The 15,435-nt window shown below is 66.7% G+C and carries 12 protein-coding genes; 2 read left to right on the top strand and 10 right to left on the bottom strand.

Annotation, left to right across the window (positions count from 1 at the left end; genetic code table 11):
- Positions 1-93: 93 nt before the first annotated feature.
- The 3 genes from QPC17_RS08760 to QPC17_RS08750 form a co-directional block, all read right to left on the bottom strand.
- Positions 94-3,045: a bifunctional metallophosphatase/5'-nucleotidase gene (locus QPC17_RS08760; protein WP_285347248.1), complete on the bottom strand. Its 2,952-nt coding sequence runs from the start codon at positions 3,043-3,045 to the stop codon at positions 94-96.
- Positions 3,046-3,190: 145 nt separating this feature from the next.
- Positions 3,191-4,501 (bottom strand): MATE family efflux transporter, encoded by a 1,311-nt coding sequence (locus QPC17_RS08755; protein ID WP_236698644.1) that lies wholly within the window; start codon positions 4,499-4,501, stop codon positions 3,191-3,193.
- 12 nt (positions 4,502-4,513) lie between these two features.
- Positions 4,514-5,101 (bottom strand): hypothetical protein, encoded by a 588-nt coding sequence (locus QPC17_RS08750; protein ID WP_062612908.1) that lies wholly within the window; start codon positions 5,099-5,101, stop codon positions 4,514-4,516.
- Positions 5,102-5,568: 467 nt separating this feature from the next.
- Between QPC17_RS08750 and dnaB the strand changes: the two genes are divergently transcribed.
- Both dnaB and QPC17_RS08740 read left to right on the top strand, forming a co-directional pair.
- Positions 5,569-6,903 (top strand): replicative DNA helicase, encoded by a 1,335-nt coding sequence (gene dnaB, locus QPC17_RS08745; RefSeq protein WP_062612909.1) that lies wholly within the window; start codon positions 5,569-5,571, stop codon positions 6,901-6,903.
- A gap of 71 nt (positions 6,904-6,974) precedes the next feature.
- A complete protein-coding gene (locus tag QPC17_RS08740; protein WP_062612911.1) occupies positions 6,975-8,264 on the top strand; it encodes an MFS transporter in 1,290 nt (429 codons plus the stop codon).
- A 226-nt stretch (positions 8,265-8,490) separates the two neighbouring features.
- On the opposite strand, the gene QPC17_RS08735 is transcribed toward QPC17_RS08740, so the two are convergent.
- The 7 genes from QPC17_RS08735 to ilvA all read right to left on the bottom strand — a co-directional run bounded on the left by QPC17_RS08735 (position 8,491) and on the right by ilvA (position 15,393).
- Complete coding sequence (locus QPC17_RS08735; protein WP_285347247.1) at positions 8,491-9,156, bottom strand: HD domain-containing protein; 666 nt, start codon at positions 9,154-9,156, stop codon at positions 8,491-8,493.
- Between the two features lies 1 nt (position 9,157).
- Entirely contained in the window at positions 9,158-10,102 is a 945-nt protein-coding gene (gene thiD, locus QPC17_RS08730) for a bifunctional hydroxymethylpyrimidine kinase/phosphomethylpyrimidine kinase (RefSeq protein WP_349018028.1), read from the bottom strand.
- Positions 10,103-10,182: 80 nt separating this feature from the next.
- Positions 10,183-10,989, bottom strand: coding sequence for an aldo/keto reductase (locus QPC17_RS08725; RefSeq protein WP_062612915.1), 807 nt, complete (start codon positions 10,987-10,989; stop codon positions 10,183-10,185).
- A 253-nt stretch (positions 10,990-11,242) separates the two neighbouring features.
- Positions 11,243-12,673 carry an alpha/beta fold hydrolase gene (locus QPC17_RS08720; RefSeq protein WP_285347246.1) on the bottom strand — a complete coding sequence of 477 codons (1,431 nt, stop codon included), beginning with the start codon at positions 12,671-12,673 and terminating at the stop codon, positions 11,243-11,245.
- Positions 12,670-13,245, bottom strand: a complete 576-nt coding sequence (locus tag QPC17_RS08715; protein WP_062612917.1) for a 1-acyl-sn-glycerol-3-phosphate acyltransferase — start codon at positions 13,243-13,245, stop codon at positions 12,670-12,672. Before QPC17_RS08715 ends, QPC17_RS08720 begins: the two co-directional genes overlap by 4 nt.
- Before the next feature lie 85 nt (positions 13,246-13,330).
- Positions 13,331-14,107 (bottom strand): DsbA family protein, encoded by a 777-nt coding sequence (locus tag QPC17_RS08710; protein ID WP_285347245.1) that lies wholly within the window; start codon positions 14,105-14,107, stop codon positions 13,331-13,333.
- Between the two features lie 38 nt (positions 14,108-14,145).
- Complete coding sequence (ilvA, locus tag QPC17_RS08705) at positions 14,146-15,393, bottom strand: threonine ammonia-lyase IlvA (protein ID WP_062612921.1); 1,248 nt, start codon at positions 15,391-15,393, stop codon at positions 14,146-14,148.
- Positions 15,394-15,435: the final 42 nt, after the last annotated feature.

Below are 15,435 nucleotides of genomic sequence, written 5' to 3'. Positions count from 1 at the left end.
ACACTTTTGGTGACGCGAAACGCAGTTGGGCGCGGGGCATAAGAGTGGGCCCCCGCCGCGAACGGCAGGGGCCCAGGGGAGGCGGCCGGAGATTTAGCTGATGGTCAGCATCTTCTGCCAGCCGTGCCCGATCTGAGTAGCTGGAGTCCACGAACCGCTGGCCTTGTTCAGGTAAGAGAACATCGTGCCCTCGTTGCGGATACCGATCAGGTCGTACTTGCCATCGCCGTTGAGGTCACCGGGGATGGAGGCGTAGGTGAAGCCACCCCAGCCGTGGCCGATCTGGCCCACGCCGTACAGGTAGCCGTTCGCAGCGCCCTCGTAGGCGAACATCCGGCCGTCTTCGTGGATGGCCACCAGGTCGTTGTGTGCCGAGCCGCTGAACTGGCCGGGGGCCAAGACGAAGCGCATTGAGTTCCAGCCGTGGCCGATCTTCATGCCGCTATGCAAGCCTACGGCGCTCACGTTGTAGCGGTACAGGTCGCCGGTCGCCACCTGGACGGCCACCACGTAGGTGTCCTTCGAGGAGCCGAGTGTACCCACGTAGGTGACGTTGTCCAACGCGTTCCAGCCATGGCCGGCCTTCAGGCCTTTGGTGAGGAAGCCGTCGCCGGCCGAGTACATGTAGTACAGGTCGCCGCTCTCGTAGCGGGCCAAGACGTCGGCGCGCCCGTCGCCGTTCACGTCAGGAATGGCGTCAATCTCCACGATGTCCTTGGCCCCGCACATGACCACGCCGCGGTGGACGAGGCCCTTGCCGGTGCCGGCGTAGAAGTGCACGGCACCTGAGCTATCGACCGACCACAGGTCAGCGTACGCATCGCCGGTGGCCTCGCCGAGCTTGCCGGTGGCGCGCGCGGGCTTGGCCGGGCGGTCCATGACCATGCACTGGCCCTGCTCGCCTTCGTCGGAGTCGCCGCCTGCGGGAGTGCACGCCACGTCGACGCCGAGGCCCGCGGCTTCACCCACGAGCTCCACGCCTGCTTCGTTCAGCACCGTGAGCGGGAGGTGGACCGTGCCCGCCGTCTTGCACTGCGCAGTGGCGGTCAGGGAGATGGGGGCGTCAACGTAACCGACGCCGTCGGCGGTGACGATCGCGTTCTCGTTCGCCGCGTTCGCGTCCTCGAGCGTGTTGTTGACCTTCGCGGTGGCGGTGACGTCGCCGAGCTTGACTGTGACGTCCTTGGTGCGGGCCTCACCCTCACCGGAGAAGGACAGGCCGCGCAGGCTCACCTTCGCCGACGCCGTGTTGCCCGCGACGTCGGCCGTGAGGCTCACGCCCACCGACTGCTTGGTCTCCCGCGGCTGGACCGTGGGGTTCTTCGTCAGGTACGCGCCGAAGAAGTCGCGATCCAGGCGGTCCGGGATCGTCTTGAGCGTGCCCGCGATCGAGGGATCCTTCAGTACGTCGAAGGAGTCGCCGCCGGAGAGAAGGAAGGTCACGGACGACACGGTGTACGTCTTCGCCGGGTCGATCGGCGCGCCGTCGATAAGGATGGAGGTCACGCGCTCGCCCATCGGCTTGGACGGGTCAAAGGTGTACCTCACGTTCTTCGACAGGCCGAGCTTGAGCATCGGGCGGGTCGAATCCTTGCCGAGCACCTTCCACTGCTGCTCGAGCAGGGTCTTGAACTGGGCGCCGGTCATCTTCACGTAGCCGACCTCGTTGGAGAACGGCTGGACCTTGAACACGTCGGCCACGGTCACCTTGCCGTCGGCCGGCAGGAGGTCGGCGCGGATGCCGCCGGCGTTGATGATGCCGATGTCGATCGGGTCGCCGTCGAGCGTGGTGATGGTCTCGCGCATTGCGTCGGCGATGAGGCCGCCGATCGTGGACTCGGTGCCGCGGTTCTCGCCGCGCGTCGCCTGGCCGTCCTTGACGGTCTGCTGGTAGCCGCGTGAGAAGTTGCCCGCGCCGTCGGCGATTACCTTCGAGCCGGCCTCGTGGGCCGCGGTCTTCGCCTGGTCGACTACGGCCTTGACCTCCGGGTCGTCGCCGCAGGTGGCGACTTCGGCGGCCGTGATCTGGACGGCCTCGGAGTCCACAACCTTCTTCGCCTTCGTGTCGTATGTGATGCGCAGGTTGGACAGGTTGTCAGTGAAGCTGCCGGACGCGGTGGCCGACAGCACGTGCCCGGACTCGGTGGCTACCTTGGTGAAGTAGTACGGCTTGTGGGTGTCGCCGCCCATGATGCCGTCCACGTACTCGCCCATCTTGGGGTAGGACTGGGCGACGTCGTTATCGTACATCGCGATGACGACGTCGGCCTCGCCCTTGGTCTTGATCTCCTTGGCGAGGTCGTTGATCACGGGGACGGGCTTGGAGAACTCCATCCCGTCGAACGTGCCGGGGAAGACCTTCGTGTCGGCGTCGTCCTCGATCGCGCCGATGAAGGCGACCTTGACGCCCGACGGCGACGTCCAGACCTCGTACGTGCCCAGGCCCTCGAGGCCCGTAATGTTGGCGCCGAGGTAGGGGAAGTTGACCTTCTCGTACGTCACGCCATCCACTGTGCCGCCGGTGAAGCGGGCGCGCAGGACCTCTTGGCCCTTGTCGAATTCGTGGTTGCCGATCGTGGAGGCAAACACGTCCATCTTGTTGAGGGCGGCGATGGTGGGGTTGTCGTGCTGTGAGCCCGAGGTGAACGGCGAGGCGCCGATGTTGTCGCCCAAGAGCACGAGCTGGGAGTTCGGGTTCTTCTTCTTCGCTTCCTTGACGTAGCAGGACATGGCGGACAGGCCGGCTTCGTTGACGGTCACCTTCCCGCCAACCTTCTTGGTCGTTTGCTCGATGTGGCCGTGGATGTCGGTGAGGTTGTATAGGTCGAGCACGACGATGTCCGAACCGGCTCCTTCGGGCGCGGGTTCGGCTTTTGCCGCGTCCTCGGCGGGCTCTGTCGCGGGAGCCTCAGCTTCGACGGAGGTCTCAGTCTCGACGGCGGCCGCGCGGCTGGCGTCGTCGGTGGTAGCAAGTGCAACGGTGGGTGAAAGGATGAGGCTGGAGGTGGCAACACTGCCGAGAACCAACCGCTTCGCTCGTTTCATAGGTTCGCCTTTCGGGTGGTGAGTTGTACAACCATTTTCCTTAGGTTTCGGATAGCCTAAATTGGCGGCCCGTCCCCCGAGGGTATGCGATGTCGCTAAGAGCATCATACCGCAGGGGGTGTTTTCACAGGTAGGGCGATGAGCTTCAGTCGAGGCGCATCCAGGTGTCGGTACGTACGCGCCACAGCATCGTGCCCCCGCGCACGGCCATGAAAACGATCGCGTACGCGCACCACAGCATCAGCATGCCGGCCGTGCCCAGGTGGCGGCCCGGGCCGGCGAGGAGGAGGGCGAGCGGGGCGAAGGCAGCCAACGCGGTGAGCATGTAGGTGGCGAGCATGCGGGTGTCGCCGGCGCCGATGAGCACGCCGTCGAGCATGTAGGCCACCGCCGCGATCGGCAGGGCGAGCGACGTGACCCACATGGACTGGGTGGCCAGCCACGCGACGCCCGCGTCCACGCTCATCACCCGCGGGATGACGAACGACAGGCCCGCGAGGACCACGCCGAGACCCGCCCCCACCTTCAAACCGTAGGCCAGGCAGCGGGAGAGGATTGTGCGCACACGCTCGCGATTGCCCGAGCCCAGGCCCTGGCCGACCAGGATCTGCGCGGCGGTGGCGAGGGCGTCCAGGCCGTAGGCGGCGAAGTTCCACATCGTCATGACGATCTGGTTCGCGGCGAGGGCCACCGTACCGAGCCCTGTGGCGGCGGCGATCTGGAGAAGGATGGCCCCGCGCAGGGAGAGGGTGCGGATGATGAGGGGGACGGCGTCGCGAACAGCGCGCAGCACGCCCACGCCGCTGGGGGCGAGGGAGACGCCGTGCGCCACGGCCAGCCTGAGGACCATCCACGCCAGGTAGATCCCCATGAGGGATTGGGCGATCGCGGTGCCGAGCCCGGCGCCAGCCACCCCGAGGTCCACGCCGTAGATGAGCGCGGCGTTCAGTGGGATGTTCGCCAGGGCGCCGGCGGTGGCGGCGATGAGGGGCGTGCGGGTATCGGCGAAGCCGCGCAGCGTGCCGTTGGCCGCGAGCACCAGCAGCATACCCGGCAGGCCGATCGCGGAGGCACGGGCGTAGGCCACCGCCTGATTGAGGACCGCGGGCTCCGGCCCGAACCAGCTGAGGATCGCGGGGGCGAAGCCCGCCAGGACCGCGCCGAGCGCCACGCCAAGGAGGGCGCCGAGCCACATCCCGTCCAGCCCCTGACGTAAGCCCCGGTCGGGCCTGCCCGCGCCGACGAAACGGGCGGTCGCCGCCGTCGTCGCGTAGGAAAGAAAAATGCACACGCCCACCAGCGTTGTGAGCAACGTCGAAGCCAGCGACAGGCCGGCCAGCGGGTTCGCGCCCAGCCGGCCGATCATCGTCGTATCCACGGCCACCAGTAGCGGCTCGGCCAGCAGCGTGGCGAGCGAGGGCAGGGCGAGCTGGCGGATCTCGCGGTCAATACTCACGCCGGGCAGCCCCTAGCGGCCAGGATTCTGCTGGGGGGCCTCCGTCACGACGACGACCTGCGCGTTTGCCTGCGGATCACCGCCGATCCAGGCGTTGTATTCGCCCTTGGTCAGCTCCACGCCGTCGAGCGCGAAGCCCGAGCTGGCCGGGAACGAATTGTTCGTCACCGAGGTGAGGCGGCTATTGGAGAAGTTCTGCATCGTGCGCGACATGCGGCCAAAGAAAGAGGTATCCCGTGAGACCGTGACGCCCCGGAGGCGGCCCACCGTCATCGTGCTTGCCTGCGAAATCCCCGGGCCCTGCTGGGGTGGCATGCGGACGGGGGCCTGACGCTGCTGGACCGGCTGGGCGTTCATGGTGCGGGTGGGCTGGCGCGGCGGGGCGTCCTGGCGCGGGGCCTCCGTGAAGGAGCGGGGTGCCCGCTTGGCCATCTCGCGGGCCCGGCGCCTGTCGCGCTTCTGGCGGCGCTTATTGGCCTTGGCGTAGTCGCCCGCTAGGAAGGGCGATTCGAGGCTCTCCGCGCGGTGCGGGAGCGAGAAGCCCTTCGTTGAGGAAACCCACGCCGAACCGGTCGTGTTGTCGGAATAGAAACTCACCATGATTCCTCCCTGCCTACACCATAAGAATACCGCAGGGCCCGCCGGCGCGGCCCGCCAACGCTTGCTCGCGGGCCCGATGACACGCCGGCGTGTTCTTCAAGTAGCGTGTCGCGGCCTAAGGTGAAAACTTGTCAACATCCCGGTTGCTTATCCACTGGTGTGGATAGTGCTGTTGAAGAAATATCGCCAAAACCGTACCACCTTTCCACAAATCTCGGCGCATGTGTGTAACGCTGTGGACAACCTGCGGTCGTTATCCCTCTAACATCCACAGAGGCCCCGCGAGTGTCCACCGTATTTCTTCAACAAGCCACAGACAAAGCCGCAGCCTGTGGAAAACTGACGGCTCGGTCGTCGTCGACGATTTGACAACATGGCCCGCGCAGGAAGCCGCACCCGAGTTTCCCGGGGGTTACACGCGAGCCGGCCGCGGCAGGTAAGGTCTAACCGAGAGTGAAGGAGGGGCCGTGAGCGAGAATGTGTTTGAGCGCGTGCCGCCGCAGGACATGGAGGCGGAGCGCTCGGTGCTGGGCGGCATGATGATCAACAAGGACGCGATCGCCGACGTCATTGAGATCTTGCAAGGCGCCGACTTCTACCGTCCCGCACACACCATTATTTACGACGCCGTCCTCGACCTGTTCTCCAAGGGTGAGCCGGCCGACGCCATCACCGTGGCCGCGGAGATTGCCCGGCGTGGCGAGCTGGAGCGCGTGGGCGGGCGCACCTACATCTTCGACCTCGTCAACGGCGTGCCCACCGCCGCGAACACCTCCTATTACGCGCGGATCGTCCACGAGCAGGCCCAGCTGCGCTCCCTCATCGAGGTGGGCACCCGCATCACCCAGCTGGGGTACACGACGGACGGCGCCGACGTCGTCGAACTGGTGAACATGGCTCAGTCTGAGGTCTTCCAGATGACCGAGTCGCGCACGAAGTCCGACTACACGCCCTTCCGCGAGATCGTGCCCGGGCTGATCGAGGAGCTGGAGATCAACGCGAGCCGGGACGGGAAGGTCTCGGGGCTCGCCACCGGATTCCACGAGCTCGACGGCGTGCTCAACGGCCTGCGGCCCGGGCAGATGGTGATCGTGGCTGCGCGTCCCGGCATGGGGAAAACCACCATCGCTATGGACTTTTGCCGGCACATCGCCTTCCGTGAGAACAAGCCGGTGGCCTTCTTCTCCCTGGAAATGGGGCGCACGGAGCTGGCCATGCGCGTGCTTGCGGCGGAGGGGGAGATCCCGCTGTCGGCCCTAATCTCCGGTGACATCCGTCAAAACCAGTGGGAGCGCATCTCCACCACGCTGGCCCGGATCGCCGAGGGCCCGCTCTACGTGGACGACTCGCCCAACCTCACGATGATGGAAATCCGCGCGAAGGCCCGGCGGATGCGCCAGCAGCACGGGATCGAAATGGTGGTCATCGACTACCTCCAGCTCCTCACCTCAGGCGGGCGCACCCCCGAATCGCGCCAGCAAGAGGTCTCGGAATTCTCCCGGTCGATCAAGCTGCTCGCCAAGGAGCTCGACGTGCCGATCATCGCAATCGCCCAGCTCAACCGAAACCCCGAACAGCGCAACGACAAGACCCCGCAGGTGTCCGACCTGCGCGAATCTGGCTCGCTCGAGCAGGACGCCGACGTCGTCCTTCTCATCAACCGCCCCCAAGCCGAGGACGGCTCCATGAACCCGCCGCCCGCCGAGGTGATCGTGGGCAAGAACCGCTCCGGCCCCACCGCGAAGATCGAGCTGGCTTTCCAGGGCAACTACACGCGCTTTGCCAACTTCGGCGGAGAGTAAAGTAGCACGTGACCTGGCCGATAGACAACATCCTGGGGGTTGACTAGCCTGATTCTTTAAGGAGATGGTGCATGTCGCGCACGTTTGAGTCGTTTGAGGTCAGGAACTACAGGTACTTTTTCGCCGGGGCGTTGGTGTCGAATATCGGCACGTGGATCTTCCGGGTCGCCCAAGATTGGCTGGTGCTGACCGACCTCACCGAAGGTTCCTCCGCCGCGCTCGGCATCGTCACCGCGCTGCAGTTCCTCGCGATCCCGTTCCTTGCCCCCTACGCGGGCGGGATCGTGGACCGGATGGACAAGCGTAAGGTCCTCATGGTCACCCAGGGGCTGCTGTGGCTTAACGCCGTGGCGATGTGGCTGGTGGTGTACACCGGCGCGGTGCAACTGTGGCACATCTACGCGCTGGCGTTCACGCAGGGCCTGGTGGTCGCGTTCGACAACCCCGCCCGCCAAGCCTTCGTCCCCGAAATCGTCTCGCAGGACCGGCTGGCGAACGCCGTGGGCCTGAATTCGACGTCGTTCAACGCGGCGCGCCTCATCGGCCCGGGCATGGCCGGCTTCATGATCGCGGCCTTTAACGACGACGTCGCCCCGGCACTCCTCATCAACGCCCTGTCGTTTGTGGGCATGTTCGGTGCGCTGCTCGCGATGAAGACCTCCGAGCTACACCCCTCGCCGCGTGCCGAGAAGAAGGGGGCCACGCGCGGCGGTTTCAGGTACGTGAAGTCGAAGCCGGACATCGTGGTGCTGCTGGTCATCGTCTTCATGCTGGGCACGTTCGGCATGAACTTCCAGATCTTTAACGCCACGATGGCCACCGAGGCGTTCGGCAAGGGATCGGGCGAGTACGGCCTGCTCGGCACGATCATGGCGATCGGCACGCTGGCGGGCGCGCTCATGGCGGCGCGGCGCAAGCGGCCGCGCCTGCGCACCATCCTCCTGTCGCTCATGGCGTTCTCACTGGCCACGATCGGGCTGGCCTTCACGCCGAACTACCTGGCCTACTCGGTGCTGCTCGTGCCCGCAGGGTTCTTCGCCCTAACCGTTATGACCAGCGCGAACGCCGCGGTCCAGCTCAGTTCCGACCCGCTGTACCGCGGGCGTGTCATGGCGATCTACATGGCGATCTTCCTGGGCGGCACCCCGCTGGGCGCGCCGATCATCGGCTGGCTCGGGGATGTGTTTGGGCCGCGGTCCACGCTGCTGCTGGGCGGCGGGGTCAACCTCCTGACCGTGCTCGGGATCCTGGCCTACTTCAGCACGAAGGGCATGCGGCTGCGCCTGCACTTCACTAACTACCTGCCGCGCATCCACGCCGAGTGGACCGTGCAGGCCAACGAGAAGATGGTGGGGATGTAGGGTGGCGGCGCGGCCGGCCCGGCCCGGGGCCAGGGTGCGCCCGGGAGAGGGCCACAACCAGCCCTCCGGCCACGCCCCCCCCACAGATGCTGCACTACTCGGCAAGATGCGGCACTAATTTCCCGTTATTTTGTGCCGCATCTTGCGGTTTAGTATCCCGTTTGCGCAGAGCGAGGGCTGGGGTCGGAGCAGGGGTGCGCCCGCCGGCCCGCCCGCCGGCGGCGGCTCAGCTGAGTTCCGCGCCCAGGCGCTGGAAGAACTCCCACTGGTAGTCCAGGTTCGCTATCCACAGCTCATGGGCCGGCGTCGTGGCGCACTCGTAGTCGTACTGGGCGCGCAGGGACTCGAGGTAGGAGTCGATGAAGGCGAGCTGCTCGGGCGTCGACTTGGCCATGAAGTCCACGTACCGCAGCGTGTCGGCGATCCGGTACGCGCTGAAACGGTCCACGTTGTCGCAGTCCCCGATCGAGCGCGCCACCAGCCCCGGCTCGCGGTCAAAAACGAGATAGGCCCGGCCCCGCGCGTTGGCGTCGGTGCCCTCCCCGTCCTCGCGCGGGTTGAACCGGCCGTCCACGTGCATCGCGATGCCCTGCGCGATCTCCTCGGCCGCCGCCCCGCCAAAGCCGAGGCCATCGAAGTACTCTTTCACGACGAGCGCGCCCGCCCGGCCGTGATCGACCGGAACGGCGGCGTCGTACTTGCCGACGTCGTGCAGCAGGCACCCGAGCTCGAGCGCGTCGGCGTCCAGGCCGGCCTCGAGCCCGACCCGGCGGCCGATGCGGGCCACGCGAAGGCAGTGCTCGTAGCGGTAGCGGCGCGAGCCCTCGGATGCGGGCGCGGCCGCTAGGTGCTCGTAGAGGAACACCCGGGCGGCCGCGAAATCCGGATACATATTACTTGCCGCAGCTGCCGGCGCCGTTACCGCAGCCACCCTCGCCGCAGTTGGCGCAGTCGCCGTCGCCGCTACATCCTTCGCCCTCGTCGGGCGTGGCGTCCGAGTAGTCCATCTGGGCGGCGTAGGTGTAGTCGGCGTCCTGCTTGGGTTCGAACGCGCCCTGCCACACTGTGGAGAACGGGGTGTTGGCCCGCACCTGCGCGTCGATGCCCTGCGTGACCAGGTCCTTCGCCACGCGCACGGCCTTGTGGATATCCGAGCCCTTGGCCAGCTCCGCGGTGATCGCGGCGGCGAACGTGCAGCCCGCGCCCGACACGCGTGAGTTGCCGATCTTCGGCACCGAGTACGCGAGCGCCTGCTCGCCGTCCCACAGCACATCCACGGCCTCGTCGCCCGGGAAGTCCATCCCGCCCTTGACCACCACGTACTTCGGGCCCAGCTCCGAGATCCGCATCGCGGCCTCGGCCAGGTCTTCCAGGGTCTCGAGCTTGTCCATGCCGGCCAGAGTGCAGGCCTCGAAGTAGTTCGGGGTGGCCACGGTGGCCAGCGGCAGGATCTCCTCCCGCAGCGCGTTATCGGTGTCGAGCGCCATGCCCGGCTCCTGACCCTTGCAGATGAGCACCGGGTCCACCACGATATTCTTCCACTCCTGGCTCTTCAGGCCTTCGGCGACGGCGTCGATCGTGGGCACCGTGCCCAGCATACCGATCTTGACCGTATCCAGGTTGGCGTGCGACATCGCCGCGCGCATCTGGTCGCTGATCACGCCGGACTCGATGGGCACGAACTTATGGTTCCAGCCATCCGCCGGGTCGAAGGAAACGATACAGGTGAGTGTACCCAGGCCGTAACAGCCGAGCTCATGGAACGTCTTGAGATCCACCTGGAATCCCGCTCCGCCCGTGGCTTCAGAACCTGCAATCGTGTACGCGTACGTGACCATGAATAACCTTTCAACGTTGGCCGAAATTGGCGCGGCCGGCGGAGACGATTTTAGTCCCCGCCGGCCGCAAAGACGAATGTTTACATGCGGTCGAACACGTCCGGGTGCTTGCCGGTGCGCCCGGGCTCGCCCCTGTCGAGCACGTCGATCCGCGCGATCTGATCCTCGGTGAGCGTGACGTCTTGCGAGGCGAAGTTTTCCTTCTGGCGATCTGCGTGCGTGGACTTCGGGATCGCGATGTGGCCCTTGGCCAGGTGCCAGGCGAGCACCGCCTGCGCCGGGGTGGCCCCCACCTCGGCCGCGACCTCCCCGATCACCGGATCGTCCAGCACGCCGCCGCGCCCGAGCGGCGACCACGCCTCCACCGCGATCCCGCGCTCGGCACAGTAGGCCGCCAGCTCGGCGTTCGTAAAGTAGGGGTGCAGCTCGATCTGGTTGACCGCCGGCAGGATCGACGTGCCCGACGCCAGCTTCTCCAGGTGGTGGATCTCAAAGTTCGACACGCCAATCGCGCGCGCCTGGCCCGACTCCACAAACTCCTCCATCACGCGGTACGTGGTGATGAAGTCCCCGCCGTAGAACATCGGCATCGGCCAATGAATAAGGAAGAGGTCCACGTAGTCGGTCTGCAAGTCCGCCAGCGACTGGGCGAAGGTCCGCCGCACGTCGTCGGGCCGGTGGTTGGGGGTGTTGAGCTTCGTGGTGACGAAGATATCCTCACGGGGGATGCCCGTTGCCGCGAGCGCCCGGCCCACCCCGAGCTCGTTGCGATACATCTGCGCGGTGTCAATGTGGCGGTAGCCCACCTCGAGCGCGGAGGCCACGGCCGCCGGCGCTGCGTCGTTGTCGATCTTGTAGGTGCCAAAGCCAAGCTGTGGAATATTCATGTTTTCATCCTAGCCCGCGGTGCGAAGGTGTGCCTGGGCGGGCCGGAGGGCGCACGGATGCGCCCGGCACGGGCGGGCCAGCGCGGGCCTCCGGCGTGGCTAACTTGTGAAAATATGCCCGGATTGGGCAGTTTTCGCGACGAAACGGCTCTAAATCCTGATCTCCCCACAACCCCGCCACGGCGCCGACCCGAGCCAAAACTAAAACCGCAGGTCAGAGAGTTGCTCTCCTGCCGATGGCAAAAGGTGCCCGCTAGCCGAGCGCCTCGAGCAGCGGCCCGACCACCGTCGCGCCATGCGTGCGAAGCGCGTCGTGGTGCCAGTCCTCGGAGATGAGCACTTTGATCCCGGCGATCTCGGCAGCGGTCTCCAGGCAGATCTCCACGGGTACGAACATGTCCGGCCGGTACACCCACGCCGCCACCGGCACGGTGTTGCGGGCGAGCGCGGCGCGGTCGTGCAGGTTGGGCAAGTCCTCGCGGCCGGCGAGGATGCTCACCGTCTCGGCCATCGGAGCCAGCGCCGGATCCTCCTCCCCCTGCCAGGGGAACACGTGCTCACCCGTGAAGCGGAAGCCGTGCCCCTCGGCGCGAAGGGCGGCTTCGGCGCTCGCGGTTGCCTCCGGCTGGCGGAACTGCGCAAACTCCCCGCGCACCCGATCCGCCGCCCACCTCGGCGCCACCCCGCGCTGCTGGTAGATCGACTCATGCAGCGCCCAGTACAACGGCGTTGCCCCGTAGCTCAGCGCCGCTCCCACGGCTGTCAGGAATCGCGAGCTCAGCCGCTTTCCAACGACGCCGTCGTCCCCACCCGCGCCCGGCACCTCGACGAACGGGTCCTCCAGCATGTAGTGCAGGGCTTCGAGCCCGTAGCTGTGCCCGAGCTCGAGGCCGAGCATCCGGAACCGTCGGGCGGTCAGCGGCTCGCCGGTGGGCAGGAGTTCGGGGGTACCGGCCGTGGCGGCGTCGGCAAGATGCGTGACGATCCGCCAGCATGTCTCCTCATCTTCGGGGTAGCGCGCGAAGAACTCGGCGTTGCGGGCCGCGGTGCGGGCGAAGGTGAGGCGGTAGACGTCGTCGGGGTGGCGCCACGTGGAGGGCAGGCCGGCGGTGATGAACGCCCGGCTCAGCCCGCGCGGGGCCTGGGATAGGTAGGTGGTGATGCAGAACCCGCCAAACGACTGGCCCATCGCCGCCCACGGCTCATCGCCCTGCAGGGCGTGGCGCAGGGCCTCGGCGTCGGCGACGATCGAATCCTGCCGGAAGCACGCCAGGTAGTCGGCCTGCTGGTCGGGGGTGCCGACGCCGGCCAACACGGCGGCGTCGATCGCGGCGGACTGGCCGGTGCCGCGCTCGTCGAGCATGACCAGGCGGTAGTCCTCAAGCACGCGGGCTACCCAGCCAGATTCGGTGGTCTGGCGGGTGCCGGCCGACCCCGGGCCGCCTTGGAAGAAAACTAGGCGCGGCTTGTCCTCGCAGCCCGCGCGCACGAACTCGCGGGCGAAGACCTGGATCGTGGCATCCGGGCGCGGCGGACGGTAGCCCAGGCCCGGGTGGGCCAACGGCACCTCAAGGCGGTGCTCAATGAGCGTGGTGGGGTGCTCCCACGGGACCTCGTAGCTCACCTGCCGGTGTTGCGCCGACGTCGTACATGCGGGCGCGCCCGTAACCTCGGCCTGCGTCACTGCTCGTCCTCCGAACGCAGGCGTGGCGCGGTGCCCTGGGCGGGCTTAAACCCGGCGGCGTCGGCGTAAAACTCGCGGATGACGTCCATGTCGGCCGCGACGTCGCCCGTCAGCTCGATCGTCTTGCCCCAGCCGTACACGTGCCGGGTGGAGTCAATGAAGCCGAGCGTGACCGGCAGGCCGGCCCCGCGGGCGATGTGGTAGAAGCCGGACTTCCAGTAGTCGCGCTTCTTGCGCGTGCCCTCGGGGGCGATGATGAGCGAAAAGCGATCCTCGCCCTCAAGCTGCTCGATGATGCCTGCCACCATCCCGTTCGGGTGGCTGCGATCCACGCCAATCCCGCCCAAGGCGCGCACGATCGGCGCGAGCGGCCCGCGCATCACCGAGTCCTTCACCAAAAACTTAAACGGCACGCCCTTATCCCACAGGGCCATGAGCATGAACCAGAAATCCCAGTTCGACGTGTGGTAGGCGCCGATCACGATCGACTTCTTCGGCAGTGGCGCCTCCTCCGCGAACGTCCATTTCGACAGGCGCTGGTATGTCTTAGAAAAAAGTCGTTTGAAACTCATAGTTCTCCTTGCGATGTGGGCGGCGGGGTGGGCGGGGCCGCGGCGAGCGTTGTGGGACGACGCGCGGCGGGCGACGTCGTCGGCCCTAGGCCTTGGGGCGGGCGAGCTCGGTGGCGATCACCTGGTCCATCGTCTCGATGGGGATGAACCCGGGGACGTAGCTGTAGCCGACGATGAATGCCGGCGTGCCGGAGATGCCGAGCGAGGTGGCCGTGGTGCGGACATCCTCGATGGCGGCGACGGTCTCGGGCGCGGTCATGTCGGCGCGGAACTTCTCCAGGTCTGCCACCCCGATCGCTTTGGCGACGGCGGCGATCCCGTCCTCGCTGGCCTCCACCGCGTCGCCGGCCACGTGGTGGTCGTAGACGTAGGAGTGGTACTCGAGGAACTTGCCCTGGTTCGCGGCGGCCACCGCGCCCTGTGCCAGCAGGGTCGACTTGTCGCCCAAAATCGCCAAGTTGTGGTACTCCACGCGCACCGTACCGTCATCAATGTAGTGCTGCATCTTCGGTTCGGTCTCCGTGGCCGCCTTCGCGCAGTAACCGCAACGGAAGTCGAAGTAGACCTGCATGACGATGTCCGCATCCAGGTCCCCCACCGCCATCGGATCGTCCGGGTCGAGGCGCCACAGGCCCTCCACCAGCTCCTTAAGCTCCGCACTCGGCGCGGCTGGCTCGGTCGCCTCGGCGCTGGGGCTGGCGCCGTCGGACGTCGTGGCCTCGGACGTGGCGGACGCGGACGGTGTCGTCGGCTCAGGCTCGGCCTCCGAGGAACGATTGAGCACCAGCATGACGACGAGCGCCACCATCACCGTGGCAAGCAACACCACGGTCATGATGAGGTTACGGACGGTCTTGTTCATGCATTCCTCCTGCGGCGGTCGGAATTATCGGTTTGAGGTTAGAGGACGTAGCCGAAGAGCGGCGAGTTGGGCTCGAGCTTCTCAATCTCGAGGTCGGAGGCATCCATGCGGGCGCGCAGGTCGTCGATCTTGGTGCGGTCCTCGATCTCGATGCCCACCAGCGCCGGGCCCGTCTCGCGGTTGTTCTTCTTCGTGTACTCGAACAAGATGATGTCCTCGCCCTCGGAGAGCACGTCGTCGAGGAACGTGCGTAGCGCGCCCGGGCGCTGCGGGAAGGTGACGAGGAAGTAGTGGCGCAGGCCCTCGTGGATCATGGAGCGCTCTACGATGTCGTCGTAGCGCATCACATCATTGTTGCCGCCGGAGATGATGCAGGCGACGGGGCCGTCGGGCAGGTCGGTGAGGTAGTCGCCGAGCGCGGCCGGAGCGAGCGCACCCGACGGCTCAGCGATGATGCCCTCCACCTGGTACAGCTCCAGCATCTCCGTGCAAATCGCGCCCTCGGGCACGATCACGATCTCATCGCACAGGTCAGCCACGATCTGGTAGGTGAGGTTGCCGGCACGGGCAACGGCCGTGCCGTCGGCGAAATTATCCACGGTCTCCAGGGTCTGCGGGGCGCCCGCCTTGAGGGCCGCCGCCATCGACGCCGCCCCCGCCGGCTCCACGCCCACCACCTTCACCTCCGGGTGGAACTGCTTCACCCACGCCAGCGTGCCGGACAGGAGGCCTCCGCCGCCCACCGGCACTACCACAGTTGCCGGCGGAGTAGGGGCCTGCTCGAAGATCTCCTTCACCACCGTGCCCTGGCCGGCGATCGTCCGCGGGTCGTCGAAAGGGTGGACGTAGACGGCGTCGTTCTCCTTGGCAAACGCGATCGCGGCCTCGGAACACTCATCGAAAGACGTACCCACCGTGCGCAACGTGACCCACTCCCCACCAATCGCCGCGATGCGGTTGCGCTTTTGGCGCGGCGTGGTGGACGGGATGAAGATCGTGCCGTGAATGTGCTTCTTGTTGCACGCGAACGCCACGCCCTGCGCGTGATTACCCGCCGACGCACACACCACCCCATTCGGCGCCTCGGCCGGGCCCAGGCCGGCAAGGAAGTTGTAGGCACCGCGCACCTTATACGAGCGCCCCACTTGGATATCCTCGCGCTTGAGCAGCACCTGGCGGCCCACCTTGGCAGACAGGCGCACGGATTCCTCAAGCGGGGTGGTCCGCACTGTCGAGCCCAGGGTCTGCGCCGCGACCACCACGTCCGTACCGGTCACATTCGTCATATCCCCATCTTTCCGCGTGAGCAACTCGAAACCAAATTGTTG

Origin of the sequence: Trueperella bernardiae, from assembly GCF_030246965.1 — a bacterium.
Classification (GTDB): Bacteria; Actinomycetota; Actinomycetes; order Actinomycetales; family Actinomycetaceae; genus Trueperella; species Trueperella bernardiae.
Note: the sequence above shows the minus strand (reverse complement) of the source record. Positions and strands in the feature narration are given on the sequence as shown.